This window comes from Streptomyces sp. NPDC127098 (genome assembly GCF_042722465.1).
GTDB classification, from domain to species: domain Bacteria; phylum Actinomycetota; class Actinomycetes; order Streptomycetales; family Streptomycetaceae; genus Streptomyces; species Streptomyces millisiae.
On sequence record NZ_JBHXFJ010000040.1, the window covers coordinates 50213 to 74036 of the forward strand.

A 23824-nucleotide genomic window follows, 5' to 3' on the forward strand; every position below is an offset into this window, starting at 1 on the left:
CGCCGCGCCGGCGGCCCCCCCCCGGCCGGCTCAGCGGGTGACGCGGATCTCCGCGGCCCGGCGCACGCCGCCGACCGTCACCGTGAGGGTGACGGCGCCGGGGCGCAGGGCGGTCAGCCGCCCGGTGGCCGGATCGAAGGCCGCCACGTCACCGCGTCCGGCCTCCTCGGCCTGGCCCAGGTGGAGGCCGCGTGAGCCGGCCCAGTCGGCGCTGACCGGGAAGGCCACCGGGACCTCACGGTCCCCCGTGGCGAGGCGCTGGGTGAGCGTGGCGCCCGCCGTCGCCGTCTCGCCGGTCCGCAGCGTGGCGGGCGCGGACAGGTCGAGCGCGTCCACGTGCGGCCTGGTCTGCACGGTCAGCCAGTCCGGCAGCAGGGTCTCGGGCGACCGCCTGGCCTCGGCCTGCTCGTGCGGTGGGACCCGGTCCACGCCCACCAGCGCCCAGCCGGTGAAGCCCCCCTCGTCCGGCGCGGCGGCCGGCGCCTTGCCCGCGTCGCCGCCGATGAAGTACGGCACCCCGTCCGTCCGGTAGCCGTCGAAGACGCCCACGTGCGCGCCGAAGAACGCGGCGCCCTTGCCGGTCTCCCGCCGGAACTCCGCCAGCCACCGCTCGAGCAGCGCGGCCTCGAGACGGTCCGTCAGCTGGCTGGCCGGCCGCACCGTGGTGTCCCGCGGCGGCACGTGCGACATCACGACCACGGAGTCGACCGAGCGGTCCCGCGCCGCCGCGTCGAGCTGCGCCCGCAGCTCGCGCAACTGGGCGAAGCCGCCGCCGCGCAGGGTCAGCGAGGAGCTGTCCAGCGTGACGAAGCGGGTGCCCCGGTGGTCGAACGTCAGCTGGGCCGGGCCGAACTCCTCCTCGAAGCCGTCGATGGAGCCGCCCATCACCTCGTGGTTGCCCGGCACGTAGTACCAGGGGAGGGCGTCGCCCAGCTCCTCCTCGATCACCTGGCGGGCGAACGCCAGGTCGGCCGGCGAGCCCTCGTCCACCCAGTCGCCGTTGAGCACCACGAAGTCGGGGTCGGCGGCCCTGGCCTCGCGCAGCGTCCGCCTGGCAAGGGCCACGATGTCGCTGTCCGGGTCCCGCGCCACGAACTGGGCGTCCGAGACCACGGCGAACCGCCAGTCCCTGGCCGCCGTGTCCGCGGCGGAGCCGATCAGCGGGTCGGTCGAACGGGCGGTCTCGGGAAGCGCCACCTCGGGCGGGGTCTGGGCGCGCAGCTCGTCGAAGACGATCTCGTCGGCGTACCGGGTGTCGGGCCGGGTCTCGGCGACGTAGAAGCGGCGCACGGACACCGGGTAGGCCACGCCCTGCGGCACCTGGAAGGTGATCTGGCGCCACCCCTCCCAGGTGATGTGGGGGCCGCGCAGCACCTGGCCGACGCCCTGGGCGTCGACCAGCTGCAGCGAGGGCCAGGAGCCGCGGCCGTCGCCCTCCACCCACAGGGTGAAGCTCTGCGGCTGGCCGGGGACGGGGATGTCGGCCGGTGGGGTCGCGTAGGCGGCGCGGGTCGCGGTGGAGAGCGTGAAGTCGTAGGCCATCCGCACCCCGGCGCCCTCCCGCCCGGCCGGCTCGGGGGTGAGCGAGCCGCCGGCCCGCGCGTGGCTGAAGACCCAGCGGTCGGCGTCCTCGAAGTCGGCCACCACGGTGTCCCGGAGGCCGACGGTCACCGCCACGGTGGTGGTGACCCCGGCCACCGTCGCGCTGATCAGTCCCGAGGCGGTGGCGGCGTCGGAGGCCGCGGTCACCGTGAAGCCGCCGGCCGCCGGGTCGGGCTCGATCCGGAACAGCGAGGCGTCGTAGTCGAGGGCGACGTCGGCCGGCTCGACGGGCGCCGAGCCGCCGGCGGCGTCGTGGCCGAGCACCCCGAAGGAGCCGGCGGCGTCCGGATCGGCGAGGCCGACGCGTCGGGTGGTGGGGGTGATCCTGGTCAGCTCGCCGAGCACGGTCAGCTCCGTCGATCCCGCGGCCCGGTGCCGGGAGGCGGTGACCTCGACCGTGCCCGGGCGCCGGGCCGTGAACACGCCGTCGCCGTCCACGACGCCCACCGACGGGCGGGATGAGCGCCAGCGCGGGCCCTCGGCGTCGTCGGCCGGGCCGTGGGTCTCGTCGTGCCCGGTGGCGGTCAGCCGGCGGGTGAGTCCGGGGAAGACCCGCTCGGGGTGGCCGCCCGGCACCGGGTCGGCGGTGGGGGCCAGGTCCGGGTCGACGGTGGTGTAGACCCGGTAGCCGGCCACCGCGCCGCTGCCCTCGGGGGCGGTGACGGCCAGGCCGTTGGGCACCTCGCGCTGCCGACCGTCCGAGGGGCTGTTGACCACGGTGGGCGCGGCGTCGCCCGGTGCCCGGGCGAGCAGCGTGGTGGAGCCGCCGCCGTCCAGGTTGAGCGCGCTGTAGGCGCCGAGGTCGGCCATCAGCAGCGCGAGCTCGGTCAGGGTGACCCCGCCGGAGTGCGCCTGCCGGCCGTCCACGGTCAGCACGTACATCTCCTGGCCGTCCCGCGAGAAGCCCACCGCGGTGCGCGGGGCGGTCGCGTTGTTCGGCAGCCCCTCCCAGTTCACCGGCTCGCCCTCGGAGACCAGCACGCCGCGGCCGCCGACCGCGGTGCGCGGCAGCGGCCCTCCGTCGCCGGTGCGGGGCGCGTACTCGGTGGTGACCGGGTCGCCGGCGGCCAGCCCGCCGAGGGCCCGGGCCCCGGCGTCCCGGCCGAGCAGCACGTAGGAGCCGTCCGGGATCGGGCCCGCGCCCGGCTTCTCGGACACCGAGGCCACGCGGTCGTCCACCACCACGACCTCGGTGACGTCGGCCGCCCCGGCGACCGGCAGCGCCCGGTCGGCCTCGCCCCACAGGGGGGTGTAGAGGCCGATGCCGCCGGCGGGGACCGTGGCCGCGTTGAAGCCGGTGAGGTCGAGTTCGCCGGCCGGCAGGGTGAGGGTGCCGTCGAAGTAGAGGTCCAGGACGCGGCCCGCGCCGTCGGGGCCGATGGCGGCGGTCTGGACGGCGCTGCCGGAGCCCGAGTGGCGCAGCTCGCCGTCGGCGACGCCGGGGCCGAGCGGGGCGCTCGAACCGTTGATGTCGAAGAAGTCGCCGTTGATGGCGGCCACGGTGGTGCGCCCCTCGCCCGGGTCGTGGCCCGCGACCAGCTCCTCGACCGTGGCCGCCTCCGCCACCTCGTCGGCCGCGAGGTAGTCGACGCGCAGCTCGCTGGTCAGGTCGACGGTGAGCGCCTGGGCGCTCAGCCACTTGTCGGACTCCAGGCGCCGGTAGGTCGTCAGCTCGGCGCCGGGCGCGACCGGTTGCTCGGTGCGGGACAGCTCGATGCCGTCGCCGTCGGCCACCGACGCGGGGACGACGCGGACGAGGGCCGGCGCCGGGGCGGCCATGGCCGGCGGTGGCGTGGACAGGACCGCGAGCGCCGAGGCCACCCCCAGCACGAGCAGTGAACGGGCGCGCGGTCTGAAGCGCGCGGCGATTCCTGACACAGGAACTCCCTAGGACGCGTGCCGTTGTCGGCGCGCACCGCGCCGACAACGGCTCAGCGTTCCAAGGAGAACCGGTCTATACCAGAGGGCCGACGAGAACTCCGGGGGAACAACCCCACCGGTCCCGAAGGAGCCTCACGGCGTGTCAGCTCCGCTTGGTGGCCGCCCGCTTCGCGCGGCCCCTGCCCGTGGAGGTCCTGCCGGTGGGAGCCTTTCCGGAGGTGGTCCCGTCGTCGGCCGGGGATCCGGCGGACGGCAGGTCGCCGAGCAGGTCCCGGAGGAACTTGCCGGTGTGGCTGGCCGGCTCGGCGGCCACCTGCTCGGGGGTGCCCTGGGCGACGACCTGGCCGCCGCCCGAGCCGCCCTCGGGACCCATGTCCACCACCCAGTCCGCGGTCTTGATCACGTCGAGGTTGTGCTCGATGACGATCACCGTGTTGCCCTTGTCGACCAGCCCCGACAGCACCGAGATCAGCTTGCGGATGTCCTCGAAGTGCAGCCCGGTTGTGGGCTCGTCCAGCACGTAGACCGTGGATCCGGTGGAGCGTCGCTGGAGCTCGGCCGCCAGCTTGACCCGCTGGGCCTCACCGCCGGAGAGGGTGGGCGCCGGCTGGCCGAGCCTGACGTACCCCAGGCCGACGTCCCGCAGGGTGCGCAGGTGGCGGGCGATGCCGGGGACGGCCTCGAAGAAGTCGAGGGCCTCCTCGATCGGCATGTCCAGCACCTCGGCGATGGACTTGCCCTTGTAGTGCACCTCCAGGGTCTCCCGGTTGTACCGGGCGCCGTGGCAGACCTCACAGGGCACGTACACGTCGGGCAGGAAGTTCATCTCGATCTTGATGGTGCCGTCGCCCGAGCAGTTCTCGCAGCGGCCGCCCTTGACGTTGAACGAGAAGCGGCCCGGCTGGTACCCGCGGACCTTGGCCTCCGTGGTCTCCGCGAAGAGCCGGCGGACGTGGTCGAAGACGCCCGTGTAGGTGGCCGGATTCGACCTCGGGGTGCGGCCGATCGGCGACTGGTCGACGTGCACCACCTTGTCCACCAGGTCGTCGCCGGTGATCCGGGTGTGCCGGCCGGGGACCGCCCTGGCGCGGTTGAGCTCGCGTGCCAGGTGGGTGTAGAGGATGTCGTTGACCAGGGTGGACTTGCCCGACCCCGACACGCCGGTGACGGCCGTCAGCACGCCGAGCGGGAAGCTGACGTCGACGTTCTTGAGGTTGTGCTCGCGGGCGCCGTGCACGGTGAGCTGCCGCTTGCGGTCCACCGGGCGCCGCTCGGCGGGGGTGGGGATCGAGCGCTTCCCTGACAGGTACTGGCCGGTCAGCGACTCCTCGTTGGCCAGCAGCTCGGCCAGCGGCCCGCTGTGCACCACCTTGCCGCCGTGCTCGCCGGCGCCCGGGCCGATGTCCACCACCCAGTCGGAGGTGCGGATGGTGTCCTCGTCGTGCTCGACGACGATCAGCGTGTTGCCCAGGTTCCGCAGGCGGACCAGGGTCTCGATCAGCCGGTGGTTGTCCCGCTGGTGCAGGCCGATCGACGGCTCGTCCAGCACGTACAGGACGCCCACCAGGCCGGAGCCGATCTGGGTCGCGAGACGGATGCGCTGGGCCTCGCCGCCCGACAGGGTGCCGGCGGCGCGGTCGAGCGACAGGTAGTCGAGGCCGACGTCGACCAGGAAGCGGAGCCGCTCGTTGACCTCCTTGAGGACCCGCTCGGCGATGGTCTTCTCGCGGTCGGTGAGCGTCATCTCGCGCAGGAAGTCGGCGCAGGCGCTGATCGACATGCCCGCCACGTCCGCGATGGACCTGCCCTGCACCGTGACCGCGAGGACCAGAGGCTTCAGCCGGGTGCCCCGGCAGCCGGGGCAGGGTGCCTCGCGCATGTAGCCCTCGAAGCGCTCCCTGCTGTTGTCCGTCTCGGCCTCGGCGTACCGGCGCTGGACGAACGGGATCACGCCCTCGAAGGCCGTGGTGTAGGCGCGCTCCTGGCCGTGCCGGTTCTCGTAGCGCACCTCGATCTTGGACTTGTGGCCGTGCAGGATCGCCTTGCGGGCGCGCTGCGGCAGCCCCTCCCACGGGATGTCCGTGCGGAAGTTCAACGCCTTGCCGAGGGCGCCGAGCAGCAGGTTGAAGTACCCCCTGGTCTGCCCGTGCGACCACGGGTGGATGGCGCCCTCCTCCAGGGTCTTCTCCGGGTCGGGCACGATCAGCTCGGGATCGACCTCCATCCGGCTGCCGAGGCCGCTGCACTCGGGGCACGCGCCGAACGGGGAGTTGAAGGAGAAGGAGCGCGGCTCGAGCTCCTCGAAGGACAGGTCGTCGTAGGGGCAGTACAGGTGCTCGGAGAACATCCGCTCGCGCTGCGGGTCGTCCGCGGGCAGGTCGACGAAGTCCAGCACGACCATGCCGCCGGAGAGGCCGAGGGCGGTCTCCACCGAGTCCGTCAGCCGGCGCTTGGCGCTCTCCTTCACCGTGAGGCGGTCCACGACCACCTCGATGGTGTGCTTCTCCTGCTTCTTCAGCTTCGGCGGGTCGGTCAGCTGGACCGTCGCGCCGTCCACCCTGGCGCGGCTGTAGCCCTTGGTCTGCAGGTCGGAGAAGAGGTCGACGAACTCGCCCTTGCGCTCCCGCACCAGCGGCGACAGCACCTGGAAGCGGCTGCCCTCCTCGAGCGTGAGCACCTTGTCCACGATCGCCTGCGGCGACTGCCTGGCGATCGGACGGCCGCACTCGGGACAGTGCGGTCGCCCGATACGGGCGAAGAGCAGCCGCAGGTAGTCGTAGACCTCGGTGATCGTGCCCACCGTGGAGCGCGGGTTGCGCGAGGTCGACTTCTGGTCGATGGAGACCGCGGGGGAGAGACCCTCGATGAAGTCCACATCCGGCTTGTCCATCTGCCCGAGGAACTGCCGGGCGTAGGAGGACAGCGACTCGACGTAGCGCCGCTGGCCCTCGGCGAAGATCGTGTCGAAGGCGAGCGAGGACTTGCCAGAACCCGACAGCCCGGTGAAGACGATGAGCGAGTCGCGGGGCAGGTCGAGCGAGACATTCCGCAGATTGTGCTCGCGAGCGCCTCGCACGATGAGTCGGTCGGCCACGCCGGATGGCACCTTTCGTGTGAATCCCGGACCGCCCGCGGAGCGCAGGCGGCCCGTTCAAGAGTATGGGCGGCATCTGACGAATGTCCCCCGGATGCCTCGGGCCCTGCGTTCCGCACCCTATAGCACGCCCGTTCGATTCCCGGTCGCTTCCCGCCATCTTCACCCGAAGGTGTGAGGGAGATAGCGTGGTGATCATGACCGGACCCACGGCCGACCTCGCCGGCCTCAACGACGCCACGGATCGCCTCGTCGCCGAGGTCGCCACCCTGGACGACGCGGCGGTCACCCAGCCCTCCCGCCTCCCCGGCTGGACCCGCGGCCACGTCCTCGCCCACCTCGCGCGCAACGCCGACGCCCTGGTCAACGTGTTCCAGGGCCGCCCCATGTACCCGAGCCTCGAGGCCAGGAACGCCGACATCGAGCGCGATGCGCCCCGGCCGCTCGCGACCCACCTCGCCGACCTGCGGGACAGCGCCGACCGGCTCGCCACCGCCACCGCGCGGCTCACCGACGACGAGTGGCAAGCCGTCGTGACGCTGCGTGACGGACAGCGGGACGCGGCCTCCGTCATCCCGCTCCGCCGCTGGGTCGAGATCGAGCTGCACGGCATCGACCTCGACATCGGCCGCACCATCGCCAGCCTGCCGAACGCCTTCCTCGACCGGGCGCCCGAGTACCTCGCCCGTCGCCTCGCCGACCACCCCGACGTGCCGCCCGTCGAGCTGCGCGCCGAGGACGGCCGCAGCTGGCGCACCGGCCGCGCCGGCGAACCGCCGCGGATCATCGTCGGCACCGCCGCCGCGCTCGTCGGCTGGCTCAGCGGGCGCACCGCGGGCAGCGGCCTCACCGCCGCCGAACCGCTGCCCGAGCTGCCCGGCCTCTGACCGCGGGCCGCGCGGCTGTAGCAGACTGACGGCCATGGCCTACACCGGAAACGTCACGGTCGGACAGCCGGCCGACGCTCACGAGCTCGCCAAGCTGATCATCTCCAAGGTCGCCGTGGGACCCATGCAGAACAACGCCTACCTGCTGCGCTGCCGCCAGACCGGCGAGCAGCTGCTGATCGACGCCGCCGCCGAGCCCCGCACGCTGCTGAACCTGATCGGTGACGACGGCCTCGCCACCGTCGTCACCACCCACCGGCACGGCGACCACTGGCAGGCGCTGCGGGAGGTCGTCGACGCCACCGGGGCCCGCACCCTCGCCGGCCGGCACGACGCCGAGGGCATCCCGGTCCCCACCGACGTGCTCGTCGACGACGGGGACGAGGTCACCGTCGGCGCCTGCCGGCTCACCGCGCGCCACCTCGTCGGCCACACTCCCGGGTCCATCGCCCTCGTCTACGACGACCCCGACGGCCACCCCCATCTCTTCACCGGCGACTGCCTCTTCCCCGGCGGCGTCGGCAACACCCACGACGACCCCGAGGCGTTCGCCAGACTGCTGCACGACGTCGAGACCAAGCTCTTCGAGCGGCTCCCCGACGAGACCTGGGTCTACCCGGGGCACGGCAACGACACCACCCTCGGCGCCGAGCGCCCCAAGCTCCCCGAGTGGCGCGAACGGGGCTGGTGACTCACCAAGGTCACTGAGTGTCAGTCCCCGGCAGTAGGGTTGCGCACATGGCCGATCCCTCCAGCTACCGCCCGCAGCCGGGCGAGATCCCCGACTCGCCGGGCGTCTACCGCTTTCGCGACGACCACCGTCGGGTGATCTACGTGGGAAAGGCCAAGAGCCTGCGCCAGCGGCTCCCCTCCTACTTCCAGGACATCGGCGGCCTGCACCCCAGGACCGCCACCATGGTCACCACGGCCGCCTCGGTGGAGTGGACGGTGGTCGCCACCGAGGTCGAGGCACTCCAGCTCGAGTACTCCTGGATCAAGGAGTACGACCCCAGGTTCAACGTCAAGTACCGGGACGACAAGAGCTACCCGTCGCTCGCCGTCACCATGAACGAGGAGATCCCCAGGGCCCAGGTGATGCGCGGCCCCAAGCGCAGGGGCGTGCGCTACTTCGGCCCCTACGCCCACGCCTGGGCCATCCGGGAGACCGTCGACCTGCTGCTGCGGGTCTTCCCCATCCGCACCTGCTCGGCCGGGGTGTTCAAGCGCGCCGCGGCGGTCGGGCGCCCCTGCCTCCTCGGCTACATCGACAAGTGCTCCGCGCCCTGCGTCGGCCGCGTCACCCCGGAGGAACACCGCGCCCTCGCCGAGGAGTTCTGCGACTTCATGGCCGGGCGCACCGGTACCTACCTGCGCCGCCTCGAGCAGGAGATGCACGAGGCCGCGGAGGAGCTCGAGTACGAGCGCGCCGGCCGGCTGCGGGACGACATCGAGGCCCTCAGACGCGCCATGGAGAAGAACGCGGTGGTCCTCGCCGACGCCACCGACGCCGACCTCATCGCCCTCGCCGAGGACGAGCTCGAGGCGGCCGTGCAGATCTTCCACGTCCGCGGTGGCCGGGTGCGCGGCCAGCGCGGCTGGGTCACCGACCGGGTCGCCAACATCTCCACGGCCGAGCTGGTCGAGAGCGCCCTCACCCAGCTCTACGGCGAGGAGAGCGGCGAGGCCGTGCCGCGCGAGGTCCTGGTGCCCGCGCTCCCCGACCCGCCCGAGCCGGTCGCCGACTGGCTCAGCGGGCGCCGCGGCTCCCGGGTCAGCCTGCGGGTGCCCCAGCGCGGCGACAAGAAGGACCTGATGACCACGGTCGAGCGCAACGCCCAGCAGGCGCTCGCCCTGCACAAGACCAAGCGCGCCTCCGACCTCACCACCAGGTCCCGCGCCCTGGAGGAGATCGCCGAGGCCCTCGGCCTCGACTCCGCCCCGCTGCGCATCGAGTGCTTCGACGTCTCCCACCTTCAGGGCGACGACGTGGTGGCCTCCATGGTCGTCTTCGAGGACGGCCTGGCCAGGAAGAGCGAGTACCGGCGGTTCGAGATCAAGAGCTTCGCCGGCCAGGACGACGTCCGTGCCATGCACGAGGTCGTCTCCCGGCGCTTCCGCCGCTACCTCAGGGAGCGCGAGAAGACCGGCGAGTGGGCCGTGGAGGAACCGGAGGACGAGGTTCCCGCGTCCCTCCGCACGGAGGACGGCCGCCCCAAGCGCTTCGCCTACCCGCCCCAGCTCGTGGTGGTGGACGGCGGGCAGCCGCAGGTGGCCGCCGCCCGCCGGGCCATGGACGACCTCGGCATCGACGACGTCGCCGTCTGCGGCCTCGCCAAGCGGCTCGAGGAGGTATGGCTGCCGGGCGAGGAGGACCCGGTGATCCTGCCGCGCACCAGCGAGGGCCTCTACCTGCTGCAGCGCGTCAGGGACGAGGCGCACCGCTTCGCCATCCGCTATCAGCGTGGAAAGCGGTCACAATCGATAAGGAAGGGTCCCCTCGACACCGTCACCGGACTCGGGGAGGCCCGCAAGAAGGCCCTGCTCAAGCACTTCGGCTCGGTCAAGCGGCTTCGTGCCGCCACGGTCGAGGAGATCTGCGAGGTGCCCGGCATCGGCCGCAAGACCGCGGAGACGGTCGCCGCCGCGCTCGCCGCGAGCGGCCCGACCGCCCCGGCGGTCAACACCGCCACCGGCGAGATCGTCGACGACTGAGCCGGCGGTCACGCCCGGCGGTCGGCGCCCGACACGGGGCCCGGCCCACCACGCGACAACACCCAGGAAACGAGACGGCGGGGGACAGCAGACATGAGTGAACAGACAAGAGGCGAAGAACAGGCCCCGTCGCCGCCCGGCGGCGACGAGGTCGTCACCATCCCCGAGCTGGTGATCATCACCGGCATGTCAGGCGCAGGCCGCAGCACCGCGGCCAAGTGCCTGGAGGACCTCGGCTGGTTCGTCGTGGACAACCTGCCACCGGCCCTCATCCCGACCATGGTCGACCTCGGCGCCCGCTCCCAGGGCAACGTGGCGCGTATCGCCGTCGTGGTCGACGTCCGCGGCCGCAGCTTCTTCGACAGCCTCCGCGAGTCCCTGAGCGACCTGGCGGCCAAGGGCGTCACCCGCCGCGTGGTCTTCCTCGAGGCCTCGGACAACGCGCTGGTCCAGCGGTTCGAGTCGGTCCGCAGGCCGCACCCGCTGCAGGGCGACGGGCGGATCGTCGACGGCATCGCGGCCGAGCGCGACCTGCTGCGCGAGCTGCGCGGCGACGCCGATCTGGTCATCGACACCTCCAACCTCAACGTGCACGAGCTGCGCGCCAAGATGGACGCCCAGTTCACCAGCGGCGACGAGCCGGAGCTGCGCGCGACGGTGATGTCCTTCGGCTACAAGTACGGCCTGCCGGTGGACGCCGACCACGTCGTGGACTGCCGGTTCCTGCCCAACCCGCACTGGGTGCCGGAGCTGCGGCCCTACACCGGCACCAGCGAGGAGGTCGCCGGCTACGTGTTCAACCAGCCGGGCGCCAAGGAGTTCCTCGACCGCTACGCGGAGCTGCTCCAGCTGATCGCCGGCGGCTACCGCCGCGAGGGCAAGCGCTACGTCACCATCGCCGTCGGCTGCACCGGCGGCAAGCACCGCAGCGTCGCCATGTCGGAGCGGCTGGCCCGCCGGCTGGCTGCGGAAGGGATCGAGACGGTCGTGGTCCACCGGGACATGGGGCGCGAATAGGAATGCCGCGCAAGGGGCTCCGGCAGCGCCGGACAGCGGACGGGGTCGGTCACGCCCGGCGCGGCGGCGGCAGGCCGCGGGGCGGGCGCCGGGCCCAGCCCAAGGTCGTCGCGCTCGGCGGCGGCATGGGCCTGGCGGCCTCGCTGGCCGCACTGCGCCGGATCACCGGCGACCTGACCGCCGTGGTCACGGTCGCCGACGACGGCGGGTCAAGCGGCCGGCTGCGCGCCGAGCTCGGGGTGCTGCCGCCCGGCGACCTGCGCAAGGCGCTGGCCGCCCTGTGCGGCGACGACGACTGGGGGCGGACCTGGTCCGAGGTGGTGCAGCACCGCTTCAAGAGCGAGGGCGCCCTCCACGACCACGCCGTGGGCAACCTGCTGATCGTCGCCCTCTGGGAGCAGCTCGGCGACCACGTCCGCGCCCTGGACCTGGTCGGCAAGCTGCTCGGCGCGCACGGCCGGGTGCTCCCGATGTCCGCGGTGCCGCTGGAGCTCGAGGCGCTGGTCCGCGGCCACGAGCCCGGCCGCCCCGAGGAGCTGAGCCGGGTCAGGGGCCAGGTGGCGGTGGCGCTCACCCCCGGCGAGGTGCGCCAGGTCATGCTGGTGCCCGCCGCCCCGCCCGCGGTCCCCGAGGCCGTCGAGGCGGTCCTCGACGCCGACTGGGTGGTGCTCGGCCCGGGCTCCTGGTTCTCCTCCGTCATCCCGCACCTGCTGGTCCCGGAGCTGCTCGACGCCCTGACCCGCACCAAGGCCCGCCGCGTGCTCTCACTCAACCTGGCCCCGCAGCCCGGTGAAACTGATGGCTTCTCCCCGCAGCGTCATGTGGAGGTTTTGGTACAACACGCCCCTAAACTCGCCTTCGACGTGGTGCTGGCAGACCAGGCCGCCGTCCCGGACCAGGAGAGCCTGAGCCGGGCCGCCGAGCGTCTTGGGGCCAGGGTCGAGCTAGCGCCGGTGGCCGCCGCCGGGGGCATGCCCGACGGGGCGGTGTCTCCCAGGCACGACCCGGAGCTGCTGGCGGCCGCGTACGACCGTATTTTTCGGATGCATGGAAGGATCGGCCCATGGCGATGACGGCTGCGGTGAAGGACGAGATCTCCCGGCTTCCCGTCACCCGCACCTGCTGCCGCAAGTCGGAGGTGTCGTCGATCCTGCGCTTCGCGGGCGGCCTGCACCTGGTCAGCGGGCGGATCGTGATCGAGGCCGAGCTCGACACCGGGATCGCGGCCCGGCGGCTGCGCCGGGACATCCTGGAGATCTTCGGCCACACCTCCGACCTGGTCGTGATGGCCCCCGGCGGGCTGCGGCGCGGCAGCCGGTACGTGGTGCGCGTCGTGGCGGGCGGTGACCAGCTGGCCCGCCAGACCGGCCTGGTGGACGGCCGCGGCCGGCCCATCCGTGGCCTGCCGCCACAGGTGGTCTCCGGCGCCACCTGCGACGCGGAGGCCGCCTGGCGCGGAGCCTTCCTCGCGCACGGCTCGCTGACCGAGCCGGGCCGCTCCTCCTCGCTGGAGGTCACCTGCCCCGGGCCAGAGGCCGCCCTCGCCCTGGTGGGCGCGGCGCGCCGGCTGCAGATCGGCGCCAAGGCCCGCGAGGTGCGCAGCGTGGACCGCGTCGTCGTCCGGGACGGTGACGCCATCGGCGCCCTGTTGACGCGGCTCGGCGCCCACGAGTCGGTGCTCGCCTGGGAGGAGCGCCGGATGCGGCGCGAGGTCAGAGCCACCGCCAACCGCCTCGCCAACTTCGACGACGCCAACCTCCGCCGCTCCGCCCGCGCGGCCGTGGCCGCCGGCGCCCGCGTGCAGCGCGCGCTGGAGATCCTGGGCGAGGAGGTGCCGGAGCACCTGGCCGCCGCCGGTCGGCTGCGGATGGACCACAAGCAGGCGTCGCTCGAGGAGTTGGGCGCGCTGGCCGAGCCGCCGCTCACCAAGGACGCGGTCGCGGGCCGCATCCGCCGACTGCTCGCCATGGCCGACAAGCGGGCACAGGATCTGGGCATCCCGGGCACCGAGGCCAGCCTCACCGAGGAGATGGTGGGCTGACCGCGCCCCCTCCGAGGGCGCCGCGGCGACCGGCCGAGGGGTGTTCCGGCCCGTGATTCCGGGCCGGAACACCCCATGGCCGATGTCATACGCGCCGGGTGGTCGCGGTAGGGTCGGAGTTGGTCGGGGACATCCCAATACATCGTCGCCGGTGTCCGTTTCGCCGGCGTACCAACGAGGAGATCGGTTCGTGACGATCCGCGTAGGAATCAACGGCTTTGGCCGTATCGGTCGCAACTACTTCCGCGCGCTCCTTGAACAGGGAGCGGATGTCCAGATCGTTGGCGTCAACGACCTGACCGACAACGCGACCCTGGTGCACCTGCTGAAGTACGACAGCATCCTCGGCCGGCTGAAGCAGGAGGTCAGCCACACCGAGGACACCATCACGGTCGGCAACCAGACCTTCAAGACCCTGGCCGAGCGCGACCCGGCCAACCTGCCCTGGGGCGAGCTGGGCGCCGACCTCGTCATCGAGTCGACCGGCATCTTCACCAAGCGCGCCGACGCCGCCAAGCACCTCGCCGCCGGCGCCAAGAAGGTCCTGATCTCCGCGCCCGCCAAGGACGAGGACATCACGGTCGTCATGGGCGTCAACCAGGACAAGTACGACCCGGCCGCGCACGACGTCATCTCCAACGCCTCCTGCACCACCAACTGTGTGGCGCCGATGGCCAAGGTGCTCGACGAGAGCTTCGGCATCGTCAAGGGCCTGATGACCACGGTCCACGCCTACACCAACGACCAGCGCATCCTGGACTTCCCGCACAAGGACCTGCGCCGGGCCCGCGCCGCCGCGGTCAACATCATCCCGACCACCACCGGCGCCGCCAAGGCCACCTCGCTGGTCCTGCCGCAGCTCAAGGGCAAGCTGGACGGCATCGCGCTCCGCGTGCCGGTCCCCACCGGCTCCGTCACCGACCTGGTGGTCGAGCTGGACCGCGAGGTCACCAAGGAAGAGGTCAACGCGGCCTTCAGGACCGCCGCCGAGACCCAGCTCAAGGGCATCCTGGAGTACACCGAGGACCAGATCGTCTCCTCGGACATCGTCAACTGGCCGGCCTCCTGCACCCTGGACGCCTCGCTCACCATGGCGCAGGGCAAGCAGGTCAAGATCGTCGGCTGGTACGACAACGAGTGGGGCTACTCCAACCGCCTCGTCGACCTCACCGTCTACGTCGGCGAGCGTCTGTAAGCAGGCGACGCGATTCCGTCGGAGCAGCAGGAGCTACGGGGCCCGCGGCGCGCGCCGCGGGCCCCGAGCGCAACAGCCCCCAGGAGCCGGAAGACACACCATGCAGACCATTGACGATCTCCAGGTCGCCGGGCAGCGGGTCTTCGTCCGCGCCGACCTCAACGTCCCGCTCGACGGCGAGACGATCACCGACGACGGCCGCATCCGCGCCGCCGTGCCGACGATCACCAGGCTCGCCGACGAGGGCGCCAAGGTGATCGTGGCCTCCCACCTCGGCCGTCCCAAGGGCGCGCCCGAGCCGAAGTACTCGCTGGCCCCGGTCGCCCGGCGGCTCGGCGAACTGCTCGGCAGGCCCGTCGCGTTCGCCACCGACACCGTCGGCGAGAGCGCCGCCGCCACCGTCGCCTCGCTGGGCGAGGGACAGGTCGCGCTGCTCGAGAACCTCCGCTTCAACCCCGGCGAGACCAGCAAGGACGACGCGGAGCGCGGCACCTTCGCCGACCAGCTCGCGGCCCTCGCCGACGCCTACGTCGGCGACGGCTTCGGCGCCGTCCACCGCAAGCACGCCTCCGTCTACGACCTCCCGGCCCGGCTGCCGCACGCCGCCGGCGGCCTGATCGACACCGAGGTCGGCGTGCTGCGCCAGCTCACCGACGACGTGTCCCGCCCCTACGCGGTGGTGCTCGGCGGTGCCAAGGTCTCCGACAAGCTCGGCGTCATCGCCCACCTCCTCCAGCGCGCCGACCGCATCCTGATCGGCGGCGGCATGGCCTACACCTTCCTGAAGGCCCAGGGCCACGAGGTCGGCGACTCGCTGCTCCAGGAGGACCAGATCCCGGCCGTCCAGGGCTACCTGGAGCAGGCGGAGGAGCGCGGCGTCGAGTTCGTGCTCCCCGTCGACGTGGTCGCCACCAAGGAGTTCCCCGACCTGTCGACCAAGGCCCCGGTCGAGGCCAGCGTGGTGTCCGCCGACGCCATCCCGGCCGGTCTGATGGGCCTGGACATCGGCCCGGAGACCAGGAAGCTGTACGCGGCCAAGCTCGCCGACGCCGCCACCGTCTTCTGGAACGGCCCGATGGGCGTCTTCGAGCACCCCGACCTCGCCGAGGGGACCAGGGCCGTGGCCCAGGCCCTGGTGGACAGCTCCGCCTTCAGCGTCGTGGGCGGCGGCGACTCGGCCGCGGCCGTCCGCATCCTCGGCTTCGACGAGGCCGCCTTCGGTCACATCTCGACCGGCGGCGGCGCCAGCCTCGAATACCTGGAGGGCAAGACCCTCCCCGGCCTCGCCGCACTGGAGGACTGACCCATGGCCACCGCGTCTTCGCGCACCCCGCTGATGGCGGGCAACTGGAAGATGAACCTCAACCACCTGGAGGCCATCGCCCACGTCCAGAAGCTGGCCTTCGCCCTCTCCGACAAGGACTACGACGCCGTCGAGGTCGCCGTCCTGCCGCCGTTCACCGACCTGCGCTCGGTACAGACCCTGGTCGACGGCGACAAGCTCAAGATCAGGTACGGTGCCCAGGACATCTCGGCCCACGACTCGGGGGCCTACACGGGCGAGATCTCCGGGCCCATGCTGGCCAAGCTCAACTGCACCTACGTCGTGATCGGCCACTCCGAGCGACGGCAGTACCACGGCGAGGCCGAGGAGACCTGCAACGCCAAGGTCAGGGCCGCCTACCGGCACGGGCTCACCCCGATCCTCTGCGTCGGCGAGCCGCTCGAGGTCCGCAAGGCGGGCACCCATGTCGAGCACACCCTCGCCCAGCTCGACGGGGCCCTCAAGGACGTGCCGGCCGGCCAGGCCGAGTCGATCGTCATCGCCTACGAGCCGGTCTGGGCCATCGGCACCGGCGAGGTCGCCACCCCGGAGGACGCGCAGGAGGTCTGCGCGGCGATCAGGGGCAGGCTCGCCGAGCTCTACGACGGCTCGCTGGCCGACCAGGTGCGGATCCAGTACGGCGGCTCGGTCAAGGCCGGGAACGTGGCCGCGATCATGGCCCAGCCGGACGTGGACGGGGCCCTCGTCGGGGGCGCCGCGCTGGACGCCGACGAGTTCGTCAAGATCGTCCGATTCCGCGACCAGTAGAATCCGCTGGATCGGTACCGCACGGTACGCTGTCGGGGGCCGGCCGGCGCGGGCGGGTAGCCGTGCGGCCGGCCCAAGGCAAAGATCACTTGTCCGTGCGACGTTGTTGAGAGAGTTGGTCCAGTCGTGGAGACGGCGTTCCAGATCGCGCTGATCATCTTCAGCTTCCTGTTGGCCTTGCTCGTGCTCATGCACAAGGGGAAGGGCGGCGGTCTCTCCGACATGTTCGGCGGAGGCATGCAGTCCTCGGTCGGCGGTTCGTCGGTCGCCGAGCGGAACCTGGACCGGATCACGGTCGTGGTCGGGCTCATCTGGTTCGGGATCGTCGTGATCCTCGGCCTGTTGATGCGGTCCTGACGACGGCCTCGCCATGAACCGGTAAGTCAGTAACTCGAAGCACTGGACGTGCGTTGAGCCTTGCATAAACTGAGGACTTCGCAGGATGTCAGGCAGGAGTAACGACCGTGGCAGGTGGCAACGCGATCCGGGGTAGCCGGGTCGGCGCGGGGCCCATGGGTGAGGCCGAGCGCGGCGAGTCCGCTCCTCGGCTCAGGGTCTCCTTCTGGTGTGCGAACGGGCACGAGACACAGCCCAGCTTCGCGAGCGACGCACAGATTCCGGACACCTGGGACTGCCCGCGCTGCGGCTTCCCGGCCGGCACCGAGCGGGACTCGCCTCCGGACCCACCGCGCACCGAGCCGTACAAGACCCATCTCGCTTATGTCCGCGAGCGGCGCAGCGACGCCGACGGTGAGGCGATCCTCGCCGAGGCGCTGGCGAAGCTGCGCGGCGAGATCTGAGGGCGGTCCTCCCCCCTCCGCACGGGTCTCTCGGGCCCGGGCCCCCGGTTCACCCACCGGGGCCCGGGCCCGTCGCGTACCCGCTCCCGATCGATCGACTAGCGTTGCGCGCGGGGTGGGAACAGCGAGACGGACGGATGGGTTGACCGGGTATGAGGCTCGATCGGACTGCTGAGTGGAGTGCGTTGGCGAAGCACCGGGATGACCTGGGGGAGGTGCATCTGCGGGAGCTGTTCGCCGGCGACGCCGGGCGGGCCGAGCGCTACCAGGCCCGGGTCGGCGACCTGCGCGTCGACTACTCGAAGAACCTGGTGACGGACGAGACGCTGCGGCTGCTGCGGGCGCTCGCCGAGGCCACCGGGGTCGCCGGGCTGCGGGACGCCATGTTCCGCGGCGAGCGCATCAACATCACCGAGAACCGCGCCGTGTTGCACACCGCGCTGCGCGCCCCGCGGGACGCCGTGATCGAGGTCGACGGCGAGAACGTGGTGCCCGCCGTGCACGCGGTCCTCGACCGGATGGCCGACTTCGCGGAGCGGGTGCGCTCCGGCGAGTGGACCGGCCACACCGGCAGGCGCGTCAGGAACGTGGTGAACATCGGCATCGGCGGCTCCGACCTCGGCCCCGCCATGGCCTACGAGGTGCTGCGGCCCTACGCCGCCCGGGAGTTGACCTTCCGTTTCGTCTCCAACGTGGACGGCGCCGACCTGCACGAGGCGGTGCGCGACCTGGACCCGGCCGAGACGCTGTTCATCGTCGCCTCCAAGACGTTCACCACCCTGGAGACCATCACCAACGCCACCTCGGCGCGCGAGTGGCTGCTCGCCGGCCTCGACGGCGACCAGGCCGCGATCGCTCGCCACTTCGTGGCCGTGTCCACCAACGCCGAGAAGGTCGCCGAGTTCGGCATCGACACCCAGAACATGTTCGAGTTCTGGGACTGGGTCGGCGGCCGCTACTCCTACGACTCGGCCATCGGCCTGTCGCTGGTCATCGCCATCGGACCCGAGCGGTTCCGCGAGATGCTGGCCGGCTTCCACCTCGTCGACGAGCACTTCCGCACCGCGCCGATCGAGTCCAACGTGCCGATGATGCTCGGCCTGTTGGGCATCTGGTACGGCGGCTTCTGGGACGCCCAGTCGCACGCCGTGCTGCCCTACAGCCACTACCTGTCCCGGTTCACCGCCTACCTCCAGCAGTTGGACATGGAGTCCAACGGCAAGTACGTCGACCGGCAGGGCGAGCCGGTGAGTTGGGGTACGGGGCCCGTGGTGTGGGGCACCCCGGGCACCAACGGGCAGCACGCCTACTACCAGTTGCTGCACCAGGGCACCAAGCTGATCCCGGCCGACCTCATCGGCTTCGCCCGGCCGGTCGCCGAGCTCTCGCCCACCCTCGCCGCCCAGCACGACCTGCTGATGGCCAACCTCTTCGCCCAGGGCCAGGCGTTGGCGTTCGGCAAGACCGCCGAGGAGGTGCGGGCCGAGGGCGTCGCCGAGGAGCTCGTGCCGCACCGCACCTTCCCCGGGAACCGGCCCACCACCACCATCCTGGCCGCCGAGCTGACCCCGTCCGTGCTCGGTCAGCTCGTCGCCCTGTACGAGCACAAGGTGTTCGTCCAGGGCGCGGTCTGGGACATCGACTCCTTCGACCAGTGGGGCGTCGAGCTCGGCAAGGTGCTCGCCAAGCGCGTCGAGCCGGCCCTCACCGAAGGCGCCGAGGTACCCGGGCTCGACGCCTCGACGGCGCGACTCGTCGCCACCTACCGCGAGTTGCGCGGTCGTTAGTTACCGGGCCTGGGAGAGGCGCTCCGGCGGCAGGGCCGAGGCGGCGGCGCGGTCGAGCAGCCACAGGGTGCGGGCCGTGCCGCGAGCCCCGGCCGCCGGCGCCTCGGCGGCGTCCGCCTCGTCGGCGAGCGCGGTGGCCACCGCCTTGGCCTTGTCCTCGCCGGCCGCCAGCAGCCACACCTGGCGCGCCGAGCGGATCGCCGGCAGCGTCAGCGTGATGCGGGTGGGCGGCGGCTTGGGGGCGTTCCGCACGGCGAGCACCGTCTGCTTCTCCTCCCGGACCGCCGGCAGTCCAGGGAAGAGCGAGGCCACGTGGGTGTCCGGACCCACGCCCAGCATCAGCACGTCGAAGGGGCCCGCCGCCACCGCCAGTTCGGTGGCGTAGGAGGTGGCCGCCGCGTCGACGTCGTCGCCGTGCCGGCCGTCGGACGCCGGCATCGGGTGCACCCGCGCCGGGTCGAGCGGCAGCGCGTCGAGGAGCGCCTGCCTGGCCTGCGTCACGTTGCGCTCCGGGTCGCCCTCCGGCAGGAAGCGCTCGTCGCCCCACCACAGGTCGACCCGCGCCCAGTCCACGGCCTCCCTGGCCGGCGAGACGGCCAGCGCGGCCAGCACCCCGTTGCCGTTGCGGCCGCCGGTCAGCACCACGGACGCTGAGCCGCGGGCCGTCTGCGCGTCCACGATCTCCGTGACCAGCCGGGCCGCCGTGGCCTGTGCCATCAGCTCCTTGTCACGGTGCACCACCAGTCGCGGCGTCGCCGTCATGCCTTCTTCTCCCTGCTCCGGGTGGACTTCGCGGACCTGCTCGACCTGGTGGCCGCCCGGCCAGGACGAGGCCGTTCCTCGCCAGGCGAGCGCCTGGGCAGCGGCGGCCGCTCCCGGGCCTCCGCCGCGTCGGCCGCGGCCGACGCGGCCCCGAGCCCGTCCGCCCCGCGCCGCACCGCCTCCGCGTACGCCTCGTCCGGGTCGAGCCGGCGCAGCTCCTCGGCGATCAGCTCCGCCGTCGACCGCCGGTGCAGCGCCACGTGCCGGTCCGGCTGCCCGGGAACCGCCAGCGTGGCCAGCGAACCGTTCGCGCGGTCCAGGCAGATGACCCCGTCCTCCGTGATCAGCCGCACCGCCGTGATGCCGGGCCCCGGCGAGACCACCCGGTCCACCGGCACCGCCAGCCGCTCACCGAGCCACAGCGCGAGCAACTCGCTGCTCGGGTTGTACTCCTCGCCGGCCACCTCGGCCGCCGTGATCCGGCCGTGCCGCTGGTCGAGCGCCGCCGCCAGCACGCTGCGCCACGGCGTGATCCTGGTCCAGGCCAGGTCGGTGTCGCCCGGCGCGTAGACCCGGGCCCGCTCGCCGAGCGCCGCCACCGGGTCCTCGCAGGCCGCCGCGTCCGTGATCCGCCGCTGCGCCAGCGTGCCGAGCAGGTCCTCCGCCGGATGCGGCGGGGCCTCGTCGGGCCACCAGACCACGACCGGCGCGTCCGGCAGCAGCAGCGGCAGCACCACGCTGTAGGCGTGGCCCGCCAGCTCGCCGTGCAGCCGCAGCAGCACCGTCTCGCCGTTGCCCGTCTCGCCGCCGACCCGCACCTCCGCGTCGAGCCGCGCCGTGGCGCGCTCGCGGGGCGAACGCCCGGGGCGCCTGATCACCACCAGGATCCGGGACGGGTGCTCCTTGGACGCCTCGCTCGCCGCCCGGAGCGCGTCGTAGTGGTTCCCCTCGTCGGTGACGATGACCAGGGTCAGCACCATGCCGACCGCCGCCCCCACCGCCCGCCTGGCCTCGACGAGCGCCGCGTTGACCTTGCTCGACGTCGTGTCGGTGAGATCGATGTTCATGGCCGGCGCCAGCTCCGTCCGTCTCGTGCCAGCATCTCGTCCGCCGCCGTCGGGCCCCAGGTGCCCGAGGCGTACGGCTCGGGCTTCCCGTGCCCTGCCCAGTACTCCTCGACGGGGTCGAGGATCTCCCAGGACCGCTCGACCTCCTGGTGGCGGGGGAAGAGGTTGGCGTCGCCGAGCAGCACGTCGAGCAGCAGGCGTTCGTACGCCTCGGGGCTGGACTCGGTGAAGGACTCGCCGTAGGCGAAGTCCATGGTGACGTCCCTGATCTCCATCTGGGTGCCGGGCACCTTGGAACCGAACCGCACCGTGACGCCCTCGTCCGGCTGCACCCGGATCACCAGCGCGTTGTGGCCGAGCTCCTGGGTGTCGGTGGCGTCGAACGGCGAGTAGGGCGCCCGCTGGAAGACCACCGCGATCTCCGTCACCCGGCGGCCGAGCCGCTTGCCGGTGCGCAGGTAGAACGGCACCCCGGCCCACCGCCGGTTGTCGATCTCCAGCTTGACGGCCGCGTAGGTGTCGGTGGTGGAGTCGGCGTCGATGCCCTCCTCCTCCAGATAGCCGAGCACCTTCTCGCCGCCCTGCCAGCCGCCCGTGTACTGGCCGCGCACCGTGTGCCGGCCCAGGTCGTGCGGCAGGCGCACCGCCTCCAGGACCTTCAGCTTCTCGGTGACCAGCGCGTCGGCCTCGAACGAGGACGGCTCCTCCATGGCGGTGAGCGCCAGGAGCTGGAGCAGGTGGTTCTGGATGACGTCGCGCGCGGAGCCGATGCCGTCGTAGTAGCCGGCACGGCCGCCGATGCCGATGTCCTCGGCCATGGTGATCTGCACGTGGTCCACGTACGACCGGTTCCAGATCGGCTCGAACATCGTGTTGGCGAACCGCAGCGCCAGGATGTTCTGGACCGTCTCCTTGCCCAGGTAGTGGTCGATCCGGAACACCTCGTGCGGCGCGAACACCTCGTGCACCACCGCGTTGAGCTCCCGCGCGCTGGCCAGGTCGTGACCGAAGGGCTTCTCGATCACCGCCCGCCGCCACGAGCCGTTCGGCGCCTCCGACAGGCCGCTGCTGCGCAGCTGCCGCACCACGTCGGGGAAGTACTTCGGCGGCACCGACAGGTAGAACGCGAAGTTCCCGCCCGTGCCGCGCTCCTTGTCGAGCTGCTCGATCGTCTCGCGCAGCGTCGCGAAGGCGTCGTCGTCGCCGAAGACGCCGGGCACGAACCGCATGCCCTCGGCCAGCTGCCGCCAGACCTCCTCGCGGAAGGGGGTGCGCGAGTACCGGCTCACCGACTCGCGCACCACCTCGGCGAAGTCCTCGTTCTCCCAGTCCCGGCGGGCGAAGCCCACCAGCGAGAAGCCCGGCGGCAACAGACCCCGGTTGGCGAGGTCGTAGACCGCCGGCATCAGCTTCTTGCGCGACAGGTCACCCGTCACACCGAAGATCACCAGACCGGAGGGGCCCGCGATGCGCGGCAACCGCCGGTCCTGCGCGGTGCGCAGCGGGTTGCCGCCGGCCGGGGGCCGGGACGACGCCGCCCGCTTCGATCCGCCGCTCACCCGCGGTTCAGCCCTTCCCGCCGGCGAGGCGCTCGAGCTCCGCCCTGGTGGAGTCCAACAGGCCGTCCCAGGAGTGGGCGAACTTCTCCACACCCTCGTCCTCCAGGACCTGGACCACGTCGTCGTACGACACGCCGAGCTTCTCCAGCGCGTCCAGCACGCCGCGGGCCTCCTCGTAGGTGCCGGCGATCGTGTTCCCGCTGATCACGCCGTGGTCCTCGACCGCCCGCAGGGTGGCCTCCGGCATGGTGTTCACGGTGCCGGGCGCCACGAGGTCCGCGACGTACATGGTGTCCTGGTAGGCCGGGTCCTTGACGCCGGTGGAGGCCCACAGCGGCCGCTGCGGGTTGGCGCCCTCCCGCGACAGGGCCTGCCAGCGGTCGGCCGCGACGACCTCCTCGTACGCCTGGTACGCCAGCCGCGCGTTGGCCACCGCCGCCTTGCCGCGCAGCGCCGTGGCTTCCGGCGTGCCCAGCGCGTCGAGCCGCTTGTCGACCTCGGTGTCCACCCGGGAGACGAAGAACGACGCCACCGAGTAGATGGCCGACAGGTCCAGGCCCTTGGCCTTCGCCTTCTCCAGGCCCGCCTGGTAGGCGTCCATCACCTCGCGGTAGCGGTCGAGCGAGAAGATCAGCGTCACGTTCACGCTGATGCCACGCCCGATGACCTCGGTGATGGCCGGCAGCCCGGCCCGGGTCGCCGGGATCTTGATGAACGTGTTGGGGCGGTCCACCAGCCAGGCCAGCTGCTTGGCCTCGGCGACGGTGGCCGCCGTGTCGTGCGCGAGCCGGGGGTCCACCTCGATGGACACCCGGCCGTCGAGACCGCCGGTCGCCTCGTGCAGCGGACGCAGCACGTCCGCCGCGTCCCGCACGTCGGCGGTGGTGATCATGCGCACCGCCTCCTCGACCGTCACCCGCCTGGCGGCCAGGTCGGCCACCTGCTCCTCGTAGCCGTCGCCGCCCGAGATCGCCTTCTGGAAGATCGTCGGATTGGTCGTCACGCCCACGACATGCTGCTGGTCAAGCAGCTCACCGAGGTTGCCTGAGCTGATCCGGGCCCGGGACAGGTCGTCCAGCCAGATCGCCACGCCCTCTTCGGAAAGGCGCCCGAGTGCGTCTGTCATTGGAATCGCGTCTCCTGGTGTCTGTCGTGTGCCGTCGTCGTCGTTGACCGGTACGGGCGGGTGGTGGGTGCCGGCGGCGCGCCCCCCCCCCCCCCCCGGCGTCGGCCCCGTCGGGGGGGGGGGCGGCGCACAAAACCCCGGGGCGGAGCGCCGGGCCGCGCACCGTGCTGCTACGGCACCACCCCCGCGAAGCGGACAAGGG

The 23824-nt window shown here is 72.4% G+C and carries 18 protein-coding genes; 12 read left to right on the plus strand and 6 right to left on the minus strand.

Features of this window, described 5'->3' with window-relative positions; genetic code table 11:
- Positions 1 to 30 precede the first annotated feature (30 nt).
- Together ACFWI8_RS23525 and uvrA are read right to left on the minus strand one after the other, a co-directional pair.
- Positions 31 to 3480, minus strand: a complete 3450-nt coding sequence (locus tag ACFWI8_RS23525) for a phosphodiester glycosidase family protein (protein ID WP_387094851.1) — start codon at positions 3478 to 3480, stop codon at positions 31 to 33.
- A 145-nt stretch (positions 3481 to 3625) separates the two neighbouring features.
- The gene (gene uvrA / locus ACFWI8_RS23530; RefSeq protein ID WP_387094853.1) at positions 3626 to 6577 is read right to left on the minus strand and encodes an excinuclease ABC subunit UvrA; all 2952 of its coding nucleotides are present in this window, start codon (positions 6575 to 6577) and stop codon (positions 3626 to 3628) included.
- A gap of 197 nt (positions 6578 to 6774) precedes the next feature.
- Between uvrA and ACFWI8_RS23535 the strand changes: the two genes are divergently transcribed.
- The 12 genes from ACFWI8_RS23535 (at position 6775) to pgi (ending at position 19108) form a co-directional block, all read left to right on the plus strand.
- A complete protein-coding gene (locus ACFWI8_RS23535) occupies positions 6775 to 7464 on the plus strand; it encodes a maleylpyruvate isomerase family mycothiol-dependent enzyme (RefSeq protein WP_387094855.1) in 690 nt (229 codons plus the stop codon).
- A gap of 34 nt (positions 7465 to 7498) precedes the next feature.
- Positions 7499 to 8155: an MBL fold metallo-hydrolase gene (locus tag ACFWI8_RS23540; RefSeq protein ID WP_387094857.1), complete on the plus strand. Its 657-nt coding sequence runs from the start codon at positions 7499 to 7501 to the stop codon at positions 8153 to 8155.
- A 47-nt stretch (positions 8156 to 8202) separates the two neighbouring features.
- Entirely contained in the window at positions 8203 to 10176 is a 1974-nt protein-coding gene (uvrC, locus tag ACFWI8_RS23545; RefSeq protein ID WP_387094858.1) for an excinuclease ABC subunit UvrC, read from the plus strand.
- A gap of 93 nt (positions 10177 to 10269) precedes the next feature.
- Entirely contained in the window at positions 10270 to 11193 is a 924-nt protein-coding gene (gene rapZ, locus ACFWI8_RS23550) for an RNase adapter RapZ (RefSeq protein WP_311598188.1), read from the plus strand.
- Positions 11194 to 11195: 2 nt separating this feature from the next.
- Positions 11196 to 12266 carry a uridine diphosphate-N-acetylglucosamine-binding protein YvcK gene (gene yvcK / locus ACFWI8_RS23555; protein WP_387094860.1) on the plus strand — a complete coding sequence of 357 codons (1071 nt, stop codon included), beginning with the start codon at positions 11196 to 11198 and terminating at the stop codon, positions 12264 to 12266.
- Positions 12257 to 13234: a DNA-binding protein WhiA gene (whiA, locus tag ACFWI8_RS23560; RefSeq protein WP_311598192.1), complete on the plus strand. Its 978-nt coding sequence runs from the start codon at positions 12257 to 12259 to the stop codon at positions 13232 to 13234. The genes yvcK and whiA overlap by 10 nt, the downstream gene beginning before the upstream one ends.
- Positions 13235 to 13424: 190 nt before the next feature.
- Entirely contained in the window at positions 13425 to 14429 is a 1005-nt protein-coding gene (gap, locus tag ACFWI8_RS23565; protein WP_311598194.1) for a type I glyceraldehyde-3-phosphate dehydrogenase, read from the plus strand.
- 100 nt (positions 14430 to 14529) lie between these two features.
- Positions 14530 to 15732 carry a phosphoglycerate kinase gene (locus ACFWI8_RS23570; RefSeq protein WP_387094862.1) on the plus strand — a complete coding sequence of 401 codons (1203 nt, stop codon included), beginning with the start codon at positions 14530 to 14532 and terminating at the stop codon, positions 15730 to 15732.
- Between the two features lie 3 nt (positions 15733 to 15735).
- Positions 15736 to 16521 (plus strand): triose-phosphate isomerase, encoded by a 786-nt coding sequence (gene tpiA, locus ACFWI8_RS23575; protein WP_387094863.1) that lies wholly within the window; start codon positions 15736 to 15738, stop codon positions 16519 to 16521.
- 126 nt (positions 16522 to 16647) lie between these two features.
- Positions 16648 to 16878, plus strand: a complete 231-nt coding sequence (gene secG / locus ACFWI8_RS23580; RefSeq protein ID WP_132928653.1) for a preprotein translocase subunit SecG — start codon at positions 16648 to 16650, stop codon at positions 16876 to 16878.
- Positions 16879 to 16985: 107 nt separating this feature from the next.
- Positions 16986 to 17321, plus strand: coding sequence for an RNA polymerase-binding protein RbpA (locus tag ACFWI8_RS23585; protein WP_132819565.1), 336 nt, complete (start codon positions 16986 to 16988; stop codon positions 17319 to 17321).
- Positions 17322 to 17473: 152 nt separating this feature from the next.
- Entirely contained in the window at positions 17474 to 19108 is a 1635-nt protein-coding gene (gene pgi, locus ACFWI8_RS23590; RefSeq protein WP_387094865.1) for a glucose-6-phosphate isomerase, read from the plus strand.
- Here pgi and pgl read toward each other — a convergent pair whose 3' ends face one another.
- From pgl to tal, 4 genes are read right to left on the minus strand one after another with little or no spacing between them, the layout of a single operon-like run.
- Positions 19109 to 19870 carry a 6-phosphogluconolactonase gene (gene pgl, locus ACFWI8_RS23595; protein ID WP_387094867.1) on the minus strand — a complete coding sequence of 254 codons (762 nt, stop codon included), beginning with the start codon at positions 19868 to 19870 and terminating at the stop codon, positions 19109 to 19111. It abuts the gene before it with no gap.
- The gene (gene opcA, locus ACFWI8_RS23600) at positions 19867 to 20937 is read right to left on the minus strand and encodes a glucose-6-phosphate dehydrogenase assembly protein OpcA (RefSeq protein WP_387094869.1); all 1071 of its coding nucleotides are present in this window, start codon (positions 20935 to 20937) and stop codon (positions 19867 to 19869) included. The genes pgl and opcA overlap by 4 nt, the downstream gene beginning before the upstream one ends.
- A complete protein-coding gene (zwf, locus tag ACFWI8_RS23605) occupies positions 20934 to 22496 on the minus strand; it encodes a glucose-6-phosphate dehydrogenase (RefSeq protein WP_387094871.1) in 1563 nt (520 codons plus the stop codon). Before zwf ends, opcA begins: the two co-directional genes overlap by 4 nt.
- Before the next feature lie 7 nt (positions 22497 to 22503).
- Positions 22504 to 23622, minus strand: a complete 1119-nt coding sequence (gene tal, locus ACFWI8_RS23610; RefSeq protein ID WP_387094873.1) for a transaldolase — start codon at positions 23620 to 23622, stop codon at positions 22504 to 22506.
- Between the last annotated feature and the right edge of the window lie 202 nt (positions 23623 to 23824).